We start from the raw sequence: 21,232 nt of genomic DNA, 5'->3' as shown, positions 1-21,232 counted from the left end.
GTTCAAAGATCCGGCGCCGCCACGGCCTGCGCGTCGGTCGCGCCGGCAAGCCGTGCGTCGTACAGTTCGGCGATCGATGCGCCCGCGCGATCGGCGATCGCGAAGCGATCGTCCGGATAGCGCAGCAACATGTCGGCATCGCCGGCCTGCGCGGCGCCGAACACGATGCGGCCGATGCGCCATGCGCGCGGTGGCTCGCCGTCGGCAGTCCGGGCGCCGAGCAGCACACGCAGCACGTTTTCGAGGTGATTGACCGGCAGCCACAGCTGCGGGCACGTCGCGCGCGCCGCATCGTCCTGCACGCCCCACAGCGCCGCGGGGTCGGCGGCCTTCCCCTGGGCGATGCCGCCGCTCCATCGCGCCTCGGGCAACAGGTCGTCGCGCCAACGCGCGCGCGCGGCGTCCCGGGCCGGGGCGTCTTCGGTTTCGCGCGGCAGCGCAACGGTCATGCCGCCGGGCGGATGACTGCGGTACACGAACGTCGCGTCAAGCAGCACGCGGCCCGCGAGCGACGCACAGCGCACCGTCACGTGCCAGCCGTCGCCTGCCGTGCGGCCGTTCGCGTCGGTGTCGAGCGCGAGATCGCCGTGACTGTCGAGTGCGTCGGCGAGTGCGTCGAGCGCGATCGTGATGTCGACGGCTTCGTGCAGGCAGGCCCGCTCGCCGCCAGGCGGCGCGACCCAGTCGGCCACGACGCGCGCGTGCTCGAGCAGCAGCGACGCCGGCACGGCCGCGCGGCCGTCGAAGCGGAATGCCTGCGTATAAGGTGCGCCTGACGTGCGATAGCGCGTCGAGAAGCAGCTGAACGGCCGGAAGCGTCGTGGCGTGCCCGCGTGATGCCGGCGCGTCGCGAGTTCGCCGAGGTTCGGCAAGCCGTCGACCGCATCGAATCCGCGCAGCTGGATCGGCGTCAGCGCGCGGCCGACCGCGCCCATGTACATCGGTTCGCCGCTGCCGGAGGACGTCGGTGTCGCCGGTGTCGCGAGTTCCGCGAGCCAGTGGCGCACGCCTTCGTCGATCCGCATCGGCGTCACGTAACGCCGCGTGACGGCAAGGTTCGTGATCATCCCGACCCCGTCCCAGGTCGGCCATGCAATCGTCTTCACGACGCGCGCGCCGGCATCGCGTCGCGCCCACCAGCCGAGCCGCGCAAGCGCCTCGTTCGCGGCCGCATAGTCGGTCTCGCCCGTCATGCCGCCCCAGCGGCCGGTCAACGAGCCGACGTTGACGAAGCAGCCGACGCGCGGCCGGTTGCGCACGGCCGCGTACAGATTGACGAAGCCGAGCACCTTCACGCGCACGGTGCCGATGAATTCATCGGCGCTCTTGCGCGACAATCGCACCGGCTGGTCGATGCCCGCGTTGTGAATCACGCCGCGCAGCCGGTCGCCGAAGGCGTCGCACAGCGTGCGCACCGCGTGTGCGTCGGTCACGTCGCATACGCGGTAATGCACCGGCAGGCCGAGCGCGGCCACCGCGTCGAGCGACGCCTTCAGTTCACGTCGGCGTTGGAGTTGCCGCAGCGTATCGCGGATCGCCTTCGGCGAACGCCCGGGTGCGGCCTGACGCAATTGCTCGAGCCCGTAGCGCTTGAAGCCCGCATCGTCGAGTGCGAGCCACGGCTCGTCGCCGGCGGGCAACGCGTCGCGCCCGGTGACGATCACCGTGCAACGATGGCGCTTCGCCAGCGCGCACGCAGCCAGGAATCCGATGCCGCGCGCGCCGCCCGAAAACAGGACGACGTCGTCGGCTCCCCAGTCCGGCGCCGCGTCGGCCGGCAGCGCGTCGCGGGCCGCCACGAGCGTATGTCGGCGTCCGCTGCGGTGCCCGACCTCGAAGCGTCCCCAGCGATACAGTTCCCGCATGATCAGCTGGTCGACGCGCCCCGTTTCGTCGGGCGCGATGTCAAGCACGCGCACGTTGCAGTTCGGCAGTTCCTGAGGCAGCGTCTTCGCGAGGCCGGCCCACAGTCCGCCGAGCGGCTGCACGAGCGTGTCGTCGCCATGACCCATCAGGCCGTCCTGCCAGGTGAGCGCCAGATAGAACAGTCGCGACGTCGACGCCTCCTGCGACCAGTCGCCATAGCATGCTTGCAGCAGTGCGACCGTGCGGCGCAACGGCGCTTCCCATTGATCGTGCACGTCGAGCGAGAACGGCGTTTCGACGCCGAGATCGACGATCCCGTCGAACGGCCCCGACTGCACGAAGAACGTGCTGGCGGCGGTCGCCGGATCGACGCCGTCGGCCGGCGCGAACACGCTCGGTTTCGCACAGGCGCGCGTGAGCGTCGCCGCCACGCGCTCGACCGTGCGACCGAGGCCGTTGACGATCGCGATCCGCTTGCCGCTCAGTTCGGCCGCCGGCAGGTCGGGCAGCGGCTCGATCTCGACCGGCCGCCATGTGAAGCGGTGCGTCGGCGTCGCGTCGGCGCCCGGCGACGCTTCGTCCGTGACCGGGTCGCGTTGCAGGAAGGCCAGCATGTCCGGCGCCAGCGCGGGGCCGGCGGAACGAACGGGCGTTGGCGATGCCGCATTCGCCGGTGGCGCGGTGCTGGGGGTCGGAGACGGCGCGGGCGCCTGAGCCTGAGCCTGCGCCTGTGCCTGTGCGCCACTGAACGGACACACGGAGGCCCGGTCGGCCGGCGTACCCGGGTCCGCTCCCGCGCGCCCAGTGCCCCCGCGCTCGCGCGATCGCCGCTTCGCGATCAATCGAATCCCGTCGCGCGGACGCAGCGAGATCGTCGCGCCGGTGTCCAGCGAATGACCGGGCACCGCGCTCAGGTCGACGTGCTGCACGACCACCGCGATCAGCACGCGGATCTGCAGCAACGCGGTCTGGTAGCCGATGCATTTGCGCATCCCGCCGCCGAACGGAAAGTACGCGTACTTGTGGCGCGCCGGCGCATGCGATCCGAAGTTCTCCGGATCGAATGCGTCGGGATTCGCCCACAGTGCGGGATGACGATGCGTGACATACGGCGACATGAAAACCGACGAGCCGGCCGGCACGTGATAGCCGCCGATCTCGTCGTCGTCGACCAGATCGCGCGTGAAGCCCCAGATCGGCGGATACAGGCGCAGGACCTCGTCGACGGTCTGCGCAAGGTACGGCAGGCGTTCGAGATCGGCGGCATCGGGCGCGCGGCCGCCGAGTACCGCGTCGAGCTCGTCGCGCAGGCGGCGCAACACGTCCGGATGCTGCGCGAGCGCATAGAGCCCCCACGCCATCCCGCTGCCGGTGGTTTCGTGACCGGCGAGAAACACCGTCATCACTTCGTCGTGCACCTCGCGCTCGGTCAGCGGCGCCCCGGTTTCCGGATCGCGCGCGGCGAGCAGCAGCGAGATCACGTCGCTCGTTTCGCAGCGCCCCGCGCGATGCTCGGCGACAATCGCGTCGACGATCGCGTCGATCCCGCGGCGCGCGTGCGCGATCCGGCGATTGAACGGCGTCGGCATCCAGCGCGGCACGAAATCGTTCAGGTTGCCCTGCGGCATCATCGCCGCGATGCCGAAACGCACGGCCGGCCCGACGTCGTCCGCATGCCGCGAAATGTCCGCGTTGAACAGCATCAGCCCGAGCATGCGCAGGCTCACGCGCATCATTTCCTCGACGGCGTCGAACGGCTCATGCGCCGGCCGCTTCAGCCAGCGCTCGACGAGCGCGAGCGCCGCGTCGCCGAGCGCGGCCGTATGCGACTCGACCTGCTTGCGGTGAAACAGCGGCTGCACCACGCGACGGTGACGCCGCCAGAACTCGCCGTCGGTCGTCAGCAGGCCGTCGCCGAAGAACATCTTGAAGTTGTCGTAGAAGCGGCCGCGCACGTAGTTGCGGTGGTTGTCCTGCAGCACGTGCTGGATGCCGTCCGGATGCGCGAGCGCGTGCGTGAGGAACGGGCCGAGCCGGTTGCGCGCGATGTCGCCGTACTGCTGCTGCAGCTTCAGCAGCATCGTGACGGGATTGCGCTTGTATTCCGCGAGGTTGCCCATCACGACGCTGCCGCGCGGGCCGGGCGCGAGTCGCTTCATGCTCATGCGGGCACCCGTTCGGAACGCGTGCGCGCGGCCAGTTGCGCGTCGATCTCGCCGCGCGCGGCGAACGCGCCGGTCGCACGATGCACGTAGCCGATCACGATGCCCGTCACGTCGCGCATCTGCATCAGGATCCTGCCGTCCGGGCGCACCGCGACGAACCGGTTGCCGCTGCTCGCCGGCCCTTCGAGCGCGAATGCGCGCGGCGTCACGCGCAGCGCGATCGACGCGTGGCGGCTCGACAGCTCGCAGTCGTTGCCGGCTTCATAGATATCGATGCGGCCGATCGACATCGGCGCCGCGAGCGGGATGTAGTCGCCTGCGACGTGATCGAGCGCGGCCACGCGCGCGAGCCCGTCGAGCAGGATGCTCGGGACCACGAAGCGCGAGAACACCGGGTCGTCGCCCGGCACGTTCAGCCGGAAACGCGCCTGCTTGCCCGCGTCGCTCATGCCGGTATCGGTCGTCGACACGAACATGCCGGTCAGCCGCACCGGCGCCGCGTCGAAGTGATACGGATCGGCGACGGGCGTGAACGCCCCCGCTGCCGGTTCGCGCCATATCGGTGCCGGCGCATATGCATCGGCGAGGCGAACGGTGATCTCGAAGTGCGGCTTGTCGCGCACGAGCACCTGCCCGCCAGGCGCGAGCACGTCGCCGGAGATCCGCACGCGCACCTGTACCGTGTCGCCGTCACGCGACGCGATCCGCGCATGGATGCGCTTCACGCTCGGCCGCTTCGCATCGTAGACGCGCAGGAAGTGCAGGAATGCCGCGTCCGCGAAGCCGACGACCTTGAGCCCCGGCACGAGCCGCAGCGCGGCCTCGGCGGCCACCTCGGGCACGAAGGTCCCCGGCAGCGTCGGAAAGCCGTTGACGACGTGATGCTGCAGGTACGCATCGCGCTCGAGGTCGAACACCCGCTCGAACGTCACGCTGTCGTCGGTGCGCGCAAGCTCGGCGCCGAGATAGAAATCCGGCTCGTGCGATGCGGCGACGGCGGCGCGGGCACCTTCGTCGAGATCGAAGTAACCGGGCAGGTGCGTTTCGATCGCGCGCCGCTCGGCTTCGCCGAGATGCACGGACATCGGCGCGCGCTCGCCGAGACCGAGTTCGCGCATGAAGTGATGCTGCCCCTCCGCAGTGCGCATGCTCGTGAACAGCCCGCTTTTCTCGAGGAACGCACGCGTGACCGGATTCGCGCCGAGCCCGACCGAGCGCCACAGCGTCCAGCCGATCGTGAATTCGTCGTGACCGAGCGCCGCGCGGTGGTACGACGCCTGGGTGTTCAGGAAGTCGTTGCCCGACGCGTAGTCGGTTTCGCCCGCCTGTCCGGTCAGTCCGATGAACGAGCCGAAGTTGCACCACAGGCGCGGCTGCCGCGTGCCGAACGCGCGGCGCAGATTCCAGTAACCGCGCACCTTGATGTCGCGCACCGCGACGAAATCGTCCAGCGACTTCACGCGCACCGATGCCGAACGGTTCAGGCCGGCGGCGTTGACCAGCAGGTCCACACGCGACTCGCGGGCAAGAATCGCGTCGATGGCCGTCTTCACGCTGTCCGGGTCGAGCACGTCCGCGCGCAGGTAGGTCACGCGATGCGCACCGCAGAACGCGCGCATCGCGTCGATGTTCATGCACGCCGTGCGCGCGTCGGCACGCCGCTCGAAGGCGCGGATGATCTCCGGCAACGGCCGTTCCGGATGCCGCGCCTTCTGCGCGCGGATGTAGTCCGGGCGGCTCTTCGCGAACGTTTCGTCGTCCATTGCAAGCAGCTCCGCGTCGATCGTGTCCAGCGCGCTGCTGCCGATCAGATACAGCGTCGGACGCACGTGCGAGGCCAGCGTCTTCATCAGTTCGCCGGTGATCCCGCGCGCCCCGCCGACCGCGACCACGACCGACTCCTGGCCGAGCGACAACCGCTCGTCCGCGCTCAGTTCGCCCGCATCCGCGATCACGCGCGGCGTGCGGCGGCGCCCGCCGCCCAGCGCGACGACCGGCAGCCAGTGACGTGCGCCGCTTTCGCGCTCGGCGTCGCGCAGCGCGTCGGGCAGCGCACGCGCATCGGTCAGCACGGCGACCGGGCGCGCTTCCGGCATCTCGATTGCGAGCGCCTTCACGAGGCCCGTGAACAGGCCCGCATCCGGGTGCGGCACGTCGCCCGCCAGCGCGTCGAGCAACAATGCGATGACGCTGCCGTTGTGCTCGAGCGCCGCATGGCATCGCTTGATCGCGAGGAATGCGAGGTCGTGCAGCGCGAGCCGTGCAGGCGCCGCCGGTGCCGTGGCGCCCGGTGCGAGCGTGCCCGCGTCGAGCGACGTGAGCACGCGCACGTGGCCGATGTCGTCGGGCACGACGTCGAGCGCCGCCGCATCGATGCGCTCGATCCAGTGCCAGCCCGGCCGGCGCGCGGCGAACGGGCGCGTCGATAGCACCACGCAGCCGGGGCCTGTATCGCCTCGCGCGGCCAGCGTGTCCGGCATGTCGGTCACGATCACGCAGCGCGGCGCGATGAACGGCACCGACCGGCCCGCCGGCCGCCACGGCGCGTCGCGCCATTCGATCCGGTAACGCGCGACGCCGAGCGGTTCGCCGTCGGTCGCGACGCCGGTCCGGCGCAGCGGGCCCGGTATCAACGTGCCCGGTGCAACGAGTGCGGCGCAAGCGACCGCCGATCCGGCCGGTTCAGCGGACGCAACGGCCGGTGCCGGCGCGTGCGCCGGCGGCATCTCGCGTTGCGGCTCGCGAGGCACCGCCGGCAGCGCGTCGGCCGCCTCGCATGCGACGTGCAGCGCATAGCGCGCGTGATCGCCGCCACCGCCGTCACGCGTGAGCGTCGTGCCCGCCTCGCGCGCGACGATGGCGCGTAGCACGTCGATCGCCGAATCGGCACCCGCATACGTGACCGCACGACCCGTCGCATCGCGCGGCGCGGCCGGTTCGACCGCAGCCCGCGCTTCGCCGCCGCCGACCACCGCGAGCACCGGCAGCCCTTCCGCTCGCGCGCGGCGCACCGTCGTGACCGCGAACAGCACGATGCCCTCCGCGAGCGGCAGCCCGAATGCCGGGCGTACTTCCTCCGCCGAATTGCCGTTGATCCCGCCGACGATCGCCATGTCGAGTTCGCCGCTGCACAGGAAGCGCTCGGCCGCCTCGAACGCGGCCAGCGTCGATGCGTGGCCCGCATCGACCGTCATGTTCATCCCGTGCAGGTCGTGATAGTTGGCAACGCGCGCCGGAATCACGTTCGGCATCATTCCCGGAAACGAATTCTCCGTCGTCGGCGCGACGAGCTGCTTCGTCGCCTCGCGCAATGCCTCCAGCACGCTTTCGGTCGCCGCGCGTTCGTCCGGCCGCGTCGCATCGCGCACCGCGGCCGCGATGTCGTCGAGATAACAGCGGCTCGCGTAGAGCGCCGCGTTGCGGGTAGGCCCCATGTGTCCCATCACGAGCCCGATCGTGTCGGCGTGCTCGCGCCAGAACGCCCCGAGGTGCTCGCGCAGGTCATGCGCGGCGTCGAGCGCCATCAGCTGGCAGCGGTCGAGTGCTCGCAGCACCGCCGGCGGCATCTTCACGCGCGCGAAGCTCGGCAGCCGGTAGCCGATCCCGAAGCTCGCGTCGGGCGCACGGCCTTCGCCGCGCAGCCACGCGGCGACCTCGGCGTCGCCGTCGAGGCCCGGAAACTTCGCGGACCAGCCGACGATCGCGAGCGGTTCGCGCTTGAACCGGCCGCTCGCCCGGCCGGCCGGCAGATCCGCGCGATACTCCGACACGATCAGGTGGCCATTCGTGCCGCCGAAGCCGAACCCGGAGACCGCCGCGACGCGTGCGGACTCGCTCCGGACCGGCCACGATACCGGCGCCACGGGAATCCGCAGGTTCGTGCCGGCGATGTCGAATTCCGGCGGCGGCTCGCTGAAGCGATGTTGCGGCGGGATCATCTGATGCCGCAGGCCGAGCAGCACCTGGATCACCGACACGACCCCGGCCGCCCAGCCCGTATGCCCGACCAGCGACTTGTTCGACGTCACCTGAACCGGGCGGTCGCGCCGAATCGCATCGCGCAGGCTCTGGAACTCGGCGAGATCGCCGGCCGGCGTGCCGGTTGCATGTGCAACCACCCAGTCGACGTCGGCCGGCACCGTCGCGGTGCGTGCATACGCGCGATCGATCGCGATACGCTGGCCGGCCGAGTTCGGCGCGTAGATCGCCTTGCCCTTGCCGTCGGACGACGAGCCGAACGATTTCAGCACGCCGAGGATACGATCGCCGTCGGCGCGTGCCCGCGCGAGGCGCTTCAGGATCACGACACCCGCGCCGTCCGCGAACAGCACGCCGTCGCAGTTGCGGTCGAGCGGCCGCACCTCGCCGCTGCGCGACAGCCCGTGCAGCTTCGAGAACAGCACCGAGCCGCGCGGCGCAAGCGCGAATGCGCCGCCGCACGCGACGACGTCCTGCTTGCCGAGCAGCAACGCCTTGATCCCCAGGTCGATCGAATACAGCGACGACGAACACGCGGTATCGACCATCATGCATTGCGCGCTGTCCGGCAGCACGCCCTTCATCGCGTTCAAGCCGACCCGGTGCGGGAAGAACGACGCGAGATCGCCGGCGCCGCGCGCATAGCGTGCGCTCAGCACCGCATCGATCGCGGCCACGCGGCGCTCGCGCTCGGCCGCGTCCACGCCCGCATCGATCAGCACCGCATTCAGGCGCTCGCGCGCGGCGGCCAGCACCATTCCCTCCTCGAGATGCTGGCTGCCGTCGGCCGTGTAGCCCACGAGGAATGCGACGCGATCGGCGTCGCGCAATGCCACGCCGTCGAGCGACTGGCACAGCGCGTGACGCAGCCACAACGTCGTCAGCTCGCGCGGCGCGGTGCCCGCATCGAGTTCCGCGCGTACCGTCGGGCACGGGTCGAAATGCTCGATGAAGACCGAGCGCGACTGATAGCTCTTGTCCTCCGCCGACGGATCGGGCGAGTAGAACGAGCGGTAATCCCAGCGATCCGGCGGCACGTTTCCGAACAACTCGGGGCCGTCGAGCAGCGCGCGCCAGAACGCGTCCGGATCGCTCGCGCCGGGCAATGCGAGACCCATGCCGACCACGGCGATATCGTCGCCGTCCGGCGCTTCGTCGGCCGGCGCGGCGGGACGCTCGCTCCCGCCCGAGGCCGTCTGCTGCCGCGTCGTCGACGGAGCCGGCCGCACCGCTGCGGGCGCCGCCGCGCCCGCGCCTTCGGCACGCCCCTCGCCCGCCCATTCCGCGCGCGGCGACAACCCCTCGCTGCACAGCGACAGCCCGCCGTCCGCGACGACCACCTGGCCCGTGATCCAGCGCGCCGCGTCCGACGCGAGAAACACGACCAGATCGGCGAGGTCCTCCGCACGTGCGAGCCGCTTCAGCGGCGTCGCCGCGATGCTCGAGCGCTTCGTGTTCTCCGGGTCCGGAAACTGCGCGGCGACGTCGCCGTCGATCAGCGTCGACGACGCGCCGTTCACGCGAATGTCGCGGCCCGCGTACTCGACCGCGAGATAGCGCGTCAGCGATTCGAGCGCCGCCTTCGCCGTGCCGACGACCAGATAGTTCGCCGGCACCAGCGTCGCGCCCACCGACGACACGTTGACGATCGCACCGCCGCCCGATCGCGCCATCAACGCCGCGGCCCGGCGTGCGCACCAGAACGCGCCTTTCAGGTTGGTGTCGAGCGCGCGATCGAAATGTTCGGCGCCGATCTCGTCAACGCCGAGCAGCGCACCGGAGGCCGCATTGTTGACGAGCACGTCGAGCCGGCCGTAGCGCCGTTCGATCTCGTCGAACATCCGGTCGACCTGCGCTTGCTGCGCGACCGACGCACGGATCACGTCGACCGTCGCGCCGAGCGCGCGAAGTTCGTCGGCCGTCTGCTTCGACGCGTCGAGCGAGTGGAAGAAATTCAGGATCACGTGCGCGCCCTGCTCGGCGAAACGCCTGCAGATGGCCTTGCCCACGTTTTTCGCACCGCCCGTCACGAGAACGAGCTTGCCGCGCATGCTGGTATTCGACATGGATCGCCTGCCTATCGAGAACGTGTCATTACGGGCAGGGCCCCCCCTGCCGACCAACGGCTCAGATCGCTGCCGTCAAGCGAGCGCCTTTCCCTGGTTCTCGTAGACGAAATCGACGATCTGCCCCATCGCCTTGAAATCGCCGCTGCGGAAATTGGCCGGCAGCGGCGGCAATGCGTAGCGCGCGGTAATGCGCTGGATGATTTCCGTCTGCTTGACCGAGTCGATGCCCAGTTCGGCTTCGAGTTCGATCGTCTCGGAGAACACCTCGGCCGGATACTCCATCGCTTCCGCGTAGATATCGACGAGCTCCGCGAACAGCCGCTCGCGCGGCACATGCGCGGGCTTCGCCGCCGTGTGCGGGTCGTGCGGCGCCGACGGCGCCGGTACGGCCGTCAGTGTCGGTGCGGCCACGGCCGCCAGACGCGGTGCGGACGCGGCGATCGGCTCGGCCTGCGGCGCAAATGCGGCGACCGTCGACGCCGCGGCCGGCGCGGCGGCGGCCGGTGCCGCGTTCGCCATATCGAACGCATGACGCAACTCGCCCTTGAGCCAGTCGACGATGTGCGGTCCGCGCGCATGCCAGAACGCGTCGAACCCGGAGCCGGAATTGCCGATGCGAATATCGTCCTTCATGATGTTGTCCTCCTGGAAATAACGGGTGATCGTCGTGACGACGCTCGATTCCTCTATCGCGTTCGACGGGCCGCCGAACGTCCTGACCGTGCCGGGCCCCGCGATGCGCACGACGATGCGCGCCAATGCGTTCAGCGCGCCGCATTCGACATAGCGTCCGATGCCGTCAGCGTGCGCGGCGCGAATCGCATCCGCGAACCGCACCGGCAGCACGAAGTGCGACGCGAGCCGCGCGCCCGGATCGTCGGCGCCGCTGTAACGGCGGCCGAGGATCGGCGAATACACCGGAATCGCGAGCGGGCCGTGCCGATACGCGGCAAGACGCGCGGCGAACTGTTCGCGCGCACCGGCCAGATCGGGGTGATGAAAGCCATACGGAGACCTGAGCGTCTGCGCAGCCACACCGCGTGCCGCACATGCCGCGACGAAATGCTCCAGCGCATCGCGCGCGCCGGACACGACGGTCTGCGACGGATGGTTCTCGACCGCGACGCACACGTTGCGCACCGCATGCGCGACGGCGCTCGCATCGATCAGCTCGCGCGTCACGTCGGCGCCCGCGGAGATCGCGGCCATCATGCCGTCGGCCGGCGCAGCCGCCTGCAACGACGCGATCCGGTCGCAGACGATATGCGCGCCCTGCTCGATCGAATACATGCCGCCGCACACCAGCGCCGCGATCTCGCCGAAGCTGTGTCCGATCAGCACGTCGGGCTTCACGCCATGCGCGTGCAGTACACCGAACATCGCGACCGACACGCCGTAGATGCCGAGCTGCAGCAGATCGGGCGCTTCGCGCAGCCACACGTCGAGTCCGGCATCGTCGCGCCACAGTGCGCCCGTCAGCGGGCGTCCGAGGCGCGCGCTCGCGACCGCATCGAGCGTGTCGAGCGTCTGCCGCGCGCTCCGGTGTTCACGTGCGAGCTGCCGCAGCGCACCCGCATAGAACGCGCCCTGCCCCGGGAACAGGAACGCGCAACCGCGCGCTTGCACGCCGCCCGTGTCTGCCCCCGCGCCGTTCAACCCGCGTCGTTCCATAATCCCAATCTCCCCAGGCTCTCGGCCAGCTTCAGTCTCGCGATCCGCCACTTCGATACCGCGAGCACGCGCTGACGCCGCGCATCCGCGAGCGCCGACTGCGCATTCAGCAGTTCCGTGAACGTGCCGACGCCGGCCTTGTAGCGGCCGCGCGCGATGTCGAGCGAATGCAGCGCGGTATCCAGCAGATGCCGCGAGTTGTCCAGGTTCGTCGTGTCGGTCTGCAGGCTCTGATAGCTCTTCCACACGTCGAGCGACACCTTGAGTTCCGTGTTGCGCAAGTCGGCTTCCTGTGCGTCGGCCTGCGCCTTCGCCTCCGCGATGCGGTAGCCCGATGCGAACCCTTCGAACAACGGGATCGATATCTGGATGCCGATCGAATTGCTGTGACTGCTCTGCAACTGGAGAAACGACGCTTGCTGCTGATATGACGGGTTGTTGCGCGCGAGGCTGCCCATCAGCGAAATCGTCGGCAACGATTGCGCGCGCACCGCGCGCACCTCGTCGCGCGCCGCTTCGAGCTTTTCGCGTGCGGCGATCAGCTTCGGGTGATGGCGCTTCGCCTCGGCGATCAGGTCGGCGACGCCACGCGTGAAGTCGTCGCGATCGGGCGACGGTTCCGCGTCGGCAATGCGCAGCGGCGTATCGGCGTCGGCGCCCAGCGTCGTCGCGAGCGTGCCGATCGCGTTCTGCAGGTCGCCCTCCGCGCTCACGCGATCGAGCAGCGCCTTGCGATAGGTCGTCTGCGCCTGCAGCGCGTCGCCCAGCGTGCCGGCGCCGCCGTCGTGCCGCGCGCTCGCCTCGGCCAGGCTCTCCTGTGCCGCATGTTCGACCGCCTGCGCGGCGGCGAGCGCCGCCTGCGCGTCGCGCAGCGCGTAGAACGCCTGCGCCGCCTCGTAGAAGACGCTCTGCAATGCGTCGTCGTGTGCCGCGTTGGCCGCACGCAACAACGCGCGCGCACGGTCGAGCGTCGCGCCGCGCTTGCCAAAATCGAACAGCACCCAGCTCAGGTTGAGCATGCCGTAGCGGCTCGTGCTGCGCTGGTCCTGCGTGAAGCCGCCGCTGTAGTTCGTCGTCAGGTTGTCGCGCTCGATGCCCACCGTTGCATTGAGCGTCGGCCAGTACGCCGCTTTCGACACGCCGACCTCGGCCGCCGCGGCGCGCGCGTCCGACCATGTGCGGCTCAACTGCGGATGCGAACAGATCGCGAGCAGGATTGCATCCTCGAGCGCGAGCGGCTGCGCGTCGACATGCCGCGCGCCGCACGCGGTCGCCGATGCCATCGAACCGGCCGGCGTCGCCGTGACCTCGTCGCGCGTGCCATAGACATCGAACGTCTGCGCGCACGCGCGCGGCGCGAGCATCGCGAACGCGACGGCAGCCAGCACGGAAGCGATCGAATGCCTCATCGCTCAACGCCCCGCGACCGGTTCAGCGGCGGCGCCGGTGTCATGCGGCGTAGCCGCCGCACCGGCGGACGTTCTGGCCGCCATCGCCGCGCGCATCGCGGCGGTCGACTGGTCGAGCACGACCTTGCCGCCCTGCAACATGATGACCCGCTGCGCCGACGCGATCGTCTCCGGCCGGTGCGCAACGATCAGCCGCGTCATCGCGAGCTGCGTGACGGCCGCGTTGACCTGCATCTCGCGCTGAATGTCGAGATGGCTCGTCGCCTCGTCGAGCACCAGAATGGCCGGCCGCTTGTACAGCGCACGCGCAAGCAGCACGCGCTGCTTCTGCCCGCCGGACAGCACCGTGCCCATGTCGCCGACCAAGGTGTTGTATCCCATCGGCATTGCGGCGATATCGTCGTGTACGGCGGCGATGCGCGCGCACTCGGCGATCCAGCGCGGGTCCGCGTCCGGGTCGAAGAAGCTGATGTTGTCCGCGATCGAGCCCGCGAACAGCACGTCGTCCTGCAGCACCGTGCCGACGAGCCCGCGCAGCCGTTCGATGCCGAGCCGGCCGACGTCGAGTCCGCCGATCCGCACCGTGCCGCTCGTCGGTTCATGGATGCCGAGCAGCACGCCGATCAGCGTCGTCTTGCCGCAACCCGACGGCCCGACGATCGCGACCGACTCGCCCGCGGCGATCTTCGCGCTCACGCCGTCCAGGACCAGCGGCTCGCCATCCGCGTAACGGAACGACATCCCGTCGATCTCGATGCTCGCGTCGAGCGCATCGGCCTCGCCCGGCACGCTGCGCAGGCTCGCGTCCGGCTCGCTTTCGGCAAACACGATGTCGGCCAGCCGCTCGCCCTGGAGCTGCAACATCCGGACTTCGAAGTATTTGTCGATCAGGCTGCCGACCCGGCTGTCGAACTGGTTCTTGTATGCGTTGAACGCCATCAGCACGCCGACCGTGAACTGGCCGTCCATCACCATGCGCGCGCCGAGCCAGATGATCAGCACGTTCTCGATGCCGAACAGCAAGCCGTTGAGCTGCTGATAGAAGATCTGCAGCTTCTGCACGTGCAGGCTCGCATTGACCTGTTCGACGATCAGCGTGATCCAGCTCGCACGCCGCTCCGTCTGGCGGTTGAACAGCTTGATCGTCTTCACGCCGCGCACCGTCTCGAGAAAATGGCTCTGCTGCTTGGCCGCGTGCACGATCTGATCCTCGGTCGCGCGTCGCAGCGGGCCGTACCACAGCCACCGGACGAGCGCGTACAACGCCATCGTCACGAGCGCGACCATGCCGAGCATGCGGCTGTAGACGAACATCATCGCGAGCGTCACGGTCGTCATCAATCCGTCGATCACCGCGCCGAGAAACGACGTCGTCAGCGTTTGCTGGATCGTGTCGATCGAACCGAAGCGCGACACGACGTCGCCGAGATGGCGCCGCTCGTAATAGCGCACCGGCAGGCTCAGCAAGTGCGTGAAGACGTTCGCGCGCCACTGGATGTTCAGCGTGACGCCGACGTACATCAGCGCCCACGCGCGAATCGTGCCGGTCGCCTGCTGCATCAGCAGCAACAAGCCGAAGCCGAGCGCCAGCACCGTCAGCAGGTCGCGATCGGCGCTGACGATCACTTCGTCGATCACCCACTGCAGAAAGAACGGCTGCACCAGCATGAAGACCTCGAGCGCGATCGCGAGCGCGAGGATTTGCGCCAGCGAGCGCGACAGCCCCGACACCGGGCCCAGCAACTCGCGCAGCTTCACCGCCGGACGTGCCGCGCGCGGCGCGAAGCCCGCGGCCGGCCACAATTCCAGCGCGACGCCGGTAAACGCCCGCGACAGTTCGGCGAGCGACACCTTGCGAATGCCGTGCGACGGATCGTGAATCGTCGCGGCCTTGCCGTTCACTTCCTTCAGCACGACGAAGTGGTTGAAATTCCAGTGCAGCAGACACGGCAGACGCAGTTGGCCGAGCTGCGCCATGTCGAGCTTCACGGCGCGCGTGCCGAGCGCGAGACGCTGCGCGACCTCGATCACGCGTCCGAGTCCCGCACCCTTCAGCGATACGGGGAATTGTCCGCGCAGCGTCGCGAGATCCACGTGATGGCCGTGATAGCCGGCCACCATCGCAAGGCATGCGAGCCCGCATTCCGCGGCTTCGGTCTGCAGGATCATCGGGAGCCGGCGGCCGAGGCCGAACGAGAGTCGATCGAGTAATGGCATGCGCGACCTCGTCAGAGTTTGCCGGTCAGGCTGTAAAGCGGCTCGAGCACCCACTCGTACAGGCGCCTGCGCTCCTGCAGGATGTCCGCCTGCAACGTCATGCCGGCCTGCAACGGCTGCTGCGCGCCATACGCGACGACGTGCTGCGCATCGAGCGCGACGATCACGCGATAGAAGGTCGCATCGCGCCCCTCGCCCGGCGTCGCCGCCGGGCCGCCGTCGTTCGCGAGTTCGGCCGCCGACAGCGCCGTGCGCGCGATCGACACGACCACGGCGCGATACTGGCCGAACTTCTGGTACGGGAACGCCTGATAGCGGATCAGCACCGGCTCGCCGACCCGTACGAAGCCGATCGCCGTGCTCGGCACGAACAGATGCGCCTGCCAGCGCGCACCGCCGGGCACCACGCTCGCGAGCGGCCGGGACGTATCGACCGACTGGCCGACGTCGGCGATCGCCGCCGTCACGATGCCCGTCTCCGGTGCGGTGACGACGATCCGGCGCTTCGCCTCGCTCTCGATCAGGTTCTGGTCGACGTCGATCACGTTGCGATCGATCTGCGCGAGCTGGTTTTGCTGCTTGAGGTCGAGGCCGGCCAACTGGTTGTTCGCTTCCGTCAGCGACTGCGCCGTCGACGCGCGCTCGCGAAGCAGCCCGTTCAGCTTCGACTGCTGGTCGAGCAGGTCGGCCTCGCGCTGCTGTGCCTGATCCTTCGAAATGTAGTCCTGGGCCAGCAGGCCGCGATAGCGTTTCGCGCCGTCGGCAGCGATCGACGTGCGCAACCGCTGCGCCGAAAGCTGATCGTCGATCTGTGCAAGCTCGCCGCGCAGGCTTGCGATCTTCGCGCGCACCGTCGCGCGTTCGTCCTGCTGCAGGCTGCGTGTCTTGTCCATTTCCGTGAGCAACGACGCCTTGCGCTGCCGCGCCTGCGCGATCAGCGCGGCCTGCGTCGCGCCCTCCGCCGCGCTTTGCAGATCGGTGGACACCGTGTAGAGCGTCTGCCCGCGCGCAACGTGCTGCCCTTCCCTCACGTCGCGCTCGACGACGATGCCCGGCTGCAGCGCATAGACCTTCACCAGTCCTGCATCCGGCATCACGACACCGCTGACCGTCGTGCGACGCGTGTAGGTACCGAACGCGAAGAACAGCAGCACGCATGCGGCCATCGCGACTGCGGCCACAGCCAGCAGCGTCAGCGACACGGGGCGCACCAGCACGATCTCGCCGAGCGCGCCGGCGCGCTGCGCCTGTTGAGCTTCGTGCCGGAAAAGAGAAGTCGGGTTCGTCAAGATACGGATGACAGACAGTCGGTTGGATTCGGCGGACGCATTGCGGTTACCGGCAAGATCGCCGCGACAGCCCGCTTCGGTGCCGCGGCAACCCGCGATTCACGCGATGGCGACGCAGCGCGCGCCATCGCACGGAAATCGCGTCCGGCTTACGCGTGCTGGCCGGTCAGCAGGCCGAGCAATGCGTTGCCCGTGCCGACGACAGCCGTCGTCAGTGCTTCGCCGACGTTGTAAAGCGTCTGGCCATACAGCTCGACCACGTTGCCCAGCGTGTCGAAAATCGAGCCGCCGCTGTAGTAGCCGCCGGAAACTTGTGCGATTTCCTGCTGATTCAGTTCTTGCATTGCGTTTCTCCAGATTGAGAATGCTAGATAACCCATCTAGCGAGGCATCGAGCCACGCCGCGATTGCGACGCAGATCAATACGTTGAATATCTTTACTTTATTGATGACATGATTATTCCGTCGAGCAATGCTTCATTAATTCACTCGACACGCAGGAATGCGAAACCATGCCAAATCAAACATCCAGGACGGCTTCCTGGCTTATAAATCTGAATTCAGCAACTGGTTTTTATTTCGGTTTTCGACGTGATGTTTTCAATCCACTGACGATCATTCTCTCCTGCTCGCGCGCCACGGCGCCTGGCGCGCCATGAGCACCAGAATGAAAGCGATGGCGAATACGCGGTCGACGATTTACCGGAAAAAATGTAGGCGCCCAGTGCCCAGCATCGAGCGAACCATGGCCACACGCTTAATCACGCCGATTTTACTCATTGAATTTTTTACAACGTTGAATTCGATGAGCCAATGATCCGACACTTTCCATCTGATCTTTGTACGATACCGCACCATCGGGCAAACCCGATATCCGAAGGCAATTGATTCTGTTTTTATGGGGAATTCCTGACCATAACGCCACGATTGAATTCCCGTGGTTGATTCTGGAAAGGACTGCCATGGCGGTCGAACGGATGGGGCGTAATCCGTCGAATTTATATGCGAATCACATGCATGAATGGATCGCGCAATCGCCCGGGTGCGCGAGCGGACGCCCGCGCCGGGCCTTGCGGGCTGCACGGCGCGCAGCATGCATTACCCGTCTTGCTGCTTTGCGAGCTGGTCCGCGACGGGCAGGCTGCGGATATGCGTGTCCGTCTCGGCGAAGATCGTATTGGTCAGCGTGGGCGGTGGCGCTTTTCGTCGTTTCGAAGAAGCGATCGGCCGATGGTCCGCGAGCATCCAGGCCAAGCCCACTACGGCCCGTCATGCTTCCTGACGGTAAAGAGAGTCAGCCGGATTCTCGACTCGTCCAGAAGGCTAAGCCTTCTGGACCGCATCACACCGTCGATGTTCAGTGCTTCAGACGGACGACGTATATCCCGGCGTCCTGCGCGCTCGCGCTAAGGCTGTAGTTCGGCGGATTCACATACGACGCTCCCTGAACAAGCGGCTTGTAGACCGTCGGTCCATTGGAATGGTCCGCCAATTCGATCACGGGCGGATTCGGGCTGGGCGTAACGGTGGTCGTAAAGTTCAGCGTCAGCGTTGCGGAGGCCATCGAGTGAAGACTCCCCTGAGGCACCTCAACACCGTAGATGTAATCCCCGGTCGCACCGGCCGAAGACGGGTCCATCTTGCCCAGACACACCGTGAGATCGCCGGTCAGGCCACTCGCAGGTGTCTTGAGCGTGAGCGTAGCGATACCATCGTCGGTCGTAAGATTGATGTTCGCGTTGGCTATCACGCTGCTATTCGAGATCGTCAGCTTCTTGTAGCCGTCCGTGCACGCAAACGACGGCTTTGACGATGTCGACGTGGTCTGCGACGTCGAACTCGATGTGTTCCCGGACGTCGCACCGCCGCTGCTGTCGTCGCCGCCACCGCAAGCGGCCAGAAAGATCGCCGAACTCATCAAACCCGCCAAAACAAGTTTCTTCTTCATTGCCTACCCCTTTAATTGTTAAATACAACTAACAAAATTGACAACACCTAACTTGGCGATATCGCTCAAGTCTTCCGGTGCGCCCCCGGGACAAAAATGCGCAGCTGTTCTGCAGACCACGCAAAGCGTCCAGACGGAGGGACGTCTAGACGCAACCACTCATGCGAAAGCCAAGCGCCTCTTCCGCTTCACGATAATCGTCGGCTCAGCAGCAGGCGCATAGACTCGGCCTGGTGTCTGCGACTCGACTTCCGTCTGTCGTGCCCTTTGCGTCGCACGGCGCTTTCCGTTCAACCACGGATGACGTGGGGGAAGCCGAATCGGCCTGGTGTCGCAAGATCCATTCGATTCGTCCAACTGCCTGTCGTCCACAAGCGGCTCCCCACTTAAAACTGCGAAGTCAACTGAAATCCAACGGTCACACGCGCGGTAGGAAAGCCGGACGGCTTGTAGATCGGCGTGCCCACGAACAGGTCGTACGCGTAGCCACCGAATCGAGTACCGATACTGCCCTTCACGCCGATGACCGCACCAGCCAACTGCGTACCGACGAGCGCGATCGGCTGCGGTCCCCAGACTCGGCCATAGTCAACACCCGCATACACCGCCTGCCCAGTCTGGCCGATCGGCATTTTCAGCTCGTTACGCCAGTAGAACCCACGAGCCGCAGCCAGCATCGTTTCGCCGTCAAAGCCCCGGACGGTGTACCGGCTGCCGATGGTCATGTCATCGAGGTAGTACAGGGTGTCCCCGGTGTACTGGCCGTGAAACGTGCCAATATAGCGAAACGGCTGCTTGCTGATCTCGAACGGCACTGACAGGTTCGCGTCGAGTACGGCCATCCTGAAGCGATACGTTGGGCCGCCGCCCGCGGCAAGCGCATCGTCCCTCGCGCCGAGGCCGCCGACGCCTTGTCGATACGCGAGCGAGCCGTCGAATTGCGCGCCGTCGAAGTAGTGCCGGTCGGTCAGGCCGAGTTCCACAATCGTGTTGTTGCGGCGCTGCTGCGAAATCTCGGTGTCTTCAATGAAGCTTTGCCCAAAGCGACGCGACAACCGGAAATACCCTCCCAGCACGTCGTTCTGGCTGCGCGCAATCACACGGGCCAGCCTGAAATCGACCGTCTTCGAATTACCGCTCGCGACGAACGTCTGGTTCACGCCTGCGATCTGCTGGTAGTAGGTATTCGTGTTTGCGGACAGCGTCGCCGTCCAGTAACCCCACGGAATCGAATAGAAGCCGTTCCAACCGTGCGAACCGAGGCGCTTGTCGCCGAACTCGAGGTCCTGGGTGACGCCGACGTTGAACATGTCGTTCAAACCGAGCGGGTTGTCGATGCCGACTGAGAGGTTGCCTTGCAGCTTGCCGGTAGCGCGCGTGCCGGAGTTGTCGATCGATGCGACGACGGTCCACGGCTTGCTGCGCTTCACGTCGAGCACGACATCGCTCTCGCCGGGGAGTTCGCCGGGAACGATCTGCATTGAGACGTCCTGACTCGTCACTCGCTTCATTTGCTCAAGACCTTGTTCGAGGTCGCGCAGATTCAATACTTCCCCGTCGCCGGTCGGGAATGCAGTTTTCCATGTGCCGCGCAGCTTTTCATCTGAGAAACGGATGCGCCGGATCGTGCCGGGAATCAGCGACAGTTTCAGCGTACCGGTCGACAGGTCTTGCTCGGGGACGAGCACGCGCGTGGTGACGTAGCCGCGCGCCAGAATTGCCTGAGACAGCCCCTTGACCAGCACGTCAACGCCTTGCTTGCCGACGCATTGCCCGGCGTAGTGGTCCAGCCAGTCGCGCGCAAACGCGAAGCGATCCATTGGCAAGGCGGATGCGCCCTCGGCCTTCGCTGCGTCGGACAACGAGGCCGGAACGTCGAGCGTAAAGCGGTCAATGCGAAAGCACGGCGTTTCGGTAGGAATGGCCGGATGCGCTTCAACCTTCGGCACTTCAGAGCGAACGGACGGCGCACGCACGGCCGCGTCGCGCTGCTGCGCGTCCCTCTGCTGCTGCGCCTGTCGCTCCCGTTCCGCATTCGCGCGCGCGGCGGCGGCTTGATCAGCTGGTGTGGGAGTCTGCTGTGCGTGCACCCCGAGCGAAATAAAGGCTGTTATTGGCAAAGCCATCAGCCGTCTTTTCATTTTCATTCTAATTATTTTTGCCGTTAATTATCTCGGCTTTCTATCCCAAACCGATCGAGTTTGACTGAGACTCGCCTCAGTCAAATCATGGTGCTCGTAGAAATCTCGAAACATTTCCAATGCGACCGATAGATCACGACACACTGTTCGGTCATCCCATTCATGGTCCAAAAAGCTAGTAGTCCCTCGAAATGGCGCGTCACCTGGCTCCCACCATTCTCGTCGCGCTGTCTTCTCGGTCGGCGGAGTTACGGGATCATAGACGATCCTACATTCGCCAGGATGGGAATACATCGCGAGAGAATCTCCTAGCAAGAGTCGATCGACGTCCTCGCGAACTGCGATCGTCAACGTGACTGTCCCACCAAATTCAAAGGCGCGTCGAACCCACTGCTCAATCTCCTCCCACGAACTCTCCTCACTATGGAATGAAGACAACTCTCCAGAATTCTTACTTGCCGCCTTCAATCGCATCACAT

General features: G+C 67.0%; 10 protein-coding genes. All 10 read right to left on the bottom strand.

The annotated features are described in order from the left end of the window. Positions 1-2: 2 nt before the first annotated feature. Positions 3-4,031: a cytochrome P450 gene (locus WS51_RS17010; protein WP_069229494.1), complete on the bottom strand. Its 4,029-nt coding sequence runs from the start codon at positions 4,029-4,031 to the stop codon at positions 3-5. Further along, complete coding sequence (locus tag WS51_RS17005; RefSeq protein ID WP_069229493.1) at positions 4,028-10,075, bottom strand: SDR family oxidoreductase; 6,048 nt, start codon at positions 10,073-10,075, stop codon at positions 4,028-4,030. The genes WS51_RS17010 and WS51_RS17005 overlap by 4 nt, the downstream gene beginning before the upstream one ends. A 75-nt stretch (positions 10,076-10,150) precedes the next feature. Continuing rightward, a complete protein-coding gene (locus WS51_RS17000; RefSeq protein WP_069229492.1) occupies positions 10,151-11,749 on the bottom strand; it encodes an acyltransferase domain-containing protein in 1,599 nt (532 codons plus the stop codon). Then, positions 11,731-13,158: a TolC family protein gene (locus WS51_RS16995; protein ID WP_069229491.1), complete on the bottom strand. Its 1,428-nt coding sequence runs from the start codon at positions 13,156-13,158 to the stop codon at positions 11,731-11,733. Before WS51_RS16995 ends, WS51_RS17000 begins: the two co-directional genes overlap by 19 nt. A gap of 3 nt (positions 13,159-13,161) precedes the next feature. Further along, the gene (locus tag WS51_RS16990; protein WP_069229490.1) at positions 13,162-15,375 is read right to left on the bottom strand and encodes a peptidase domain-containing ABC transporter; all 2,214 of its coding nucleotides are present in this window, start codon (positions 15,373-15,375) and stop codon (positions 13,162-13,164) included. Positions 15,376-15,386: 11 nt separating this feature from the next. After that, on the bottom strand, positions 15,387-16,664 hold the full coding sequence (locus WS51_RS16985) for an HlyD family secretion protein (RefSeq protein WP_069229489.1): 1,278 nt from the start codon (positions 16,662-16,664) through the stop codon (positions 15,387-15,389). Positions 16,665-16,813: 149 nt separating this feature from the next. Further along, positions 16,814-17,008 carry a hypothetical protein gene (locus WS51_RS16980; RefSeq protein WP_059449338.1) on the bottom strand — a complete coding sequence of 65 codons (195 nt, stop codon included), beginning with the start codon at positions 17,006-17,008 and terminating at the stop codon, positions 16,814-16,816. 1,013 nt (positions 17,009-18,021) lie between these two features. Next, positions 18,022-18,612: a hypothetical protein gene (locus WS51_RS32555; protein ID WP_069229488.1), complete on the bottom strand. Its 591-nt coding sequence runs from the start codon at positions 18,610-18,612 to the stop codon at positions 18,022-18,024. Between the two features lie 386 nt (positions 18,613-18,998). After that, positions 18,999-20,759 carry a ShlB/FhaC/HecB family hemolysin secretion/activation protein gene (locus WS51_RS16970; RefSeq protein WP_069229487.1) on the bottom strand — a complete coding sequence of 587 codons (1,761 nt, stop codon included), beginning with the start codon at positions 20,757-20,759 and terminating at the stop codon, positions 18,999-19,001. Positions 20,760-20,780: 21 nt separating this feature from the next. Continuing rightward, a complete protein-coding gene (locus WS51_RS33175; protein ID WP_414132992.1) occupies positions 20,781-21,227 on the bottom strand; it encodes a DUF6911 family protein in 447 nt (148 codons plus the stop codon). Between the last annotated feature and the right edge of the window lie 5 nt (positions 21,228-21,232).

The sequence above is a fragment of the Burkholderia territorii genome (assembly GCF_001718335.1).
In the GTDB taxonomy this organism is placed as follows: domain Bacteria; phylum Pseudomonadota; class Gammaproteobacteria; order Burkholderiales; family Burkholderiaceae; genus Burkholderia; species Burkholderia territorii.
The sequence above is the reverse complement of the archived record's forward strand: the minus strand, read 5'-3'. Positions and strand labels throughout refer to the sequence as shown.

Excerpts from the sequence above, each read along its gene's own strand:
- WS51_RS17010 (WP_069229494.1), bottom strand. The coding sequence starts at position 4,031 with ATGAGCATGAAGCGACTCGCGCCCGGCCCGCGCGGCAGCGTCGTGATG.
- WS51_RS17005 (WP_069229493.1), bottom strand. The coding sequence starts at position 10,075 with ATGTCGAATACCAGCATGCGCGGCAAGCTCGTTCTCGTGACGGGCGGT.
- WS51_RS17000 (WP_069229492.1), bottom strand. The coding sequence starts at position 11,749 with ATGGAACGACGCGGGTTGAACGGCGCGGGGGCAGACACGGGCGGCGTG.
- WS51_RS16995 (WP_069229491.1), bottom strand. The coding sequence starts at position 13,158 with ATGAGGCATTCGATCGCTTCCGTGCTGGCTGCCGTCGCGTTCGCGATG.
- WS51_RS16990 (WP_069229490.1), bottom strand. The coding sequence starts at position 15,375 with ATGCCATTACTCGATCGACTCTCGTTCGGCCTCGGCCGCCGGCTCCCG.
- WS51_RS16980 (WP_059449338.1), bottom strand. The coding sequence starts at position 17,008 with ATGCAAGAACTGAATCAGCAGGAAATCGCACAAGTTTCCGGCGGCTAC.
- WS51_RS32555 (WP_069229488.1), bottom strand. The coding sequence starts at position 18,612 with ATGAAGAAGAAACTTGTTTTGGCGGGTTTGATGAGTTCGGCGATCTTT.
- WS51_RS16970 (WP_069229487.1), bottom strand. The coding sequence starts at position 20,759 with ATGAAAATGAAAAGACGGCTGATGGCTTTGCCAATAACAGCCTTTATT.
- WS51_RS33175 (WP_414132992.1), bottom strand. The coding sequence starts at position 21,227 with ATGCGATTGAAGGCGGCAAGTAAGAATTCTGGAGAGTTGTCTTCATTC.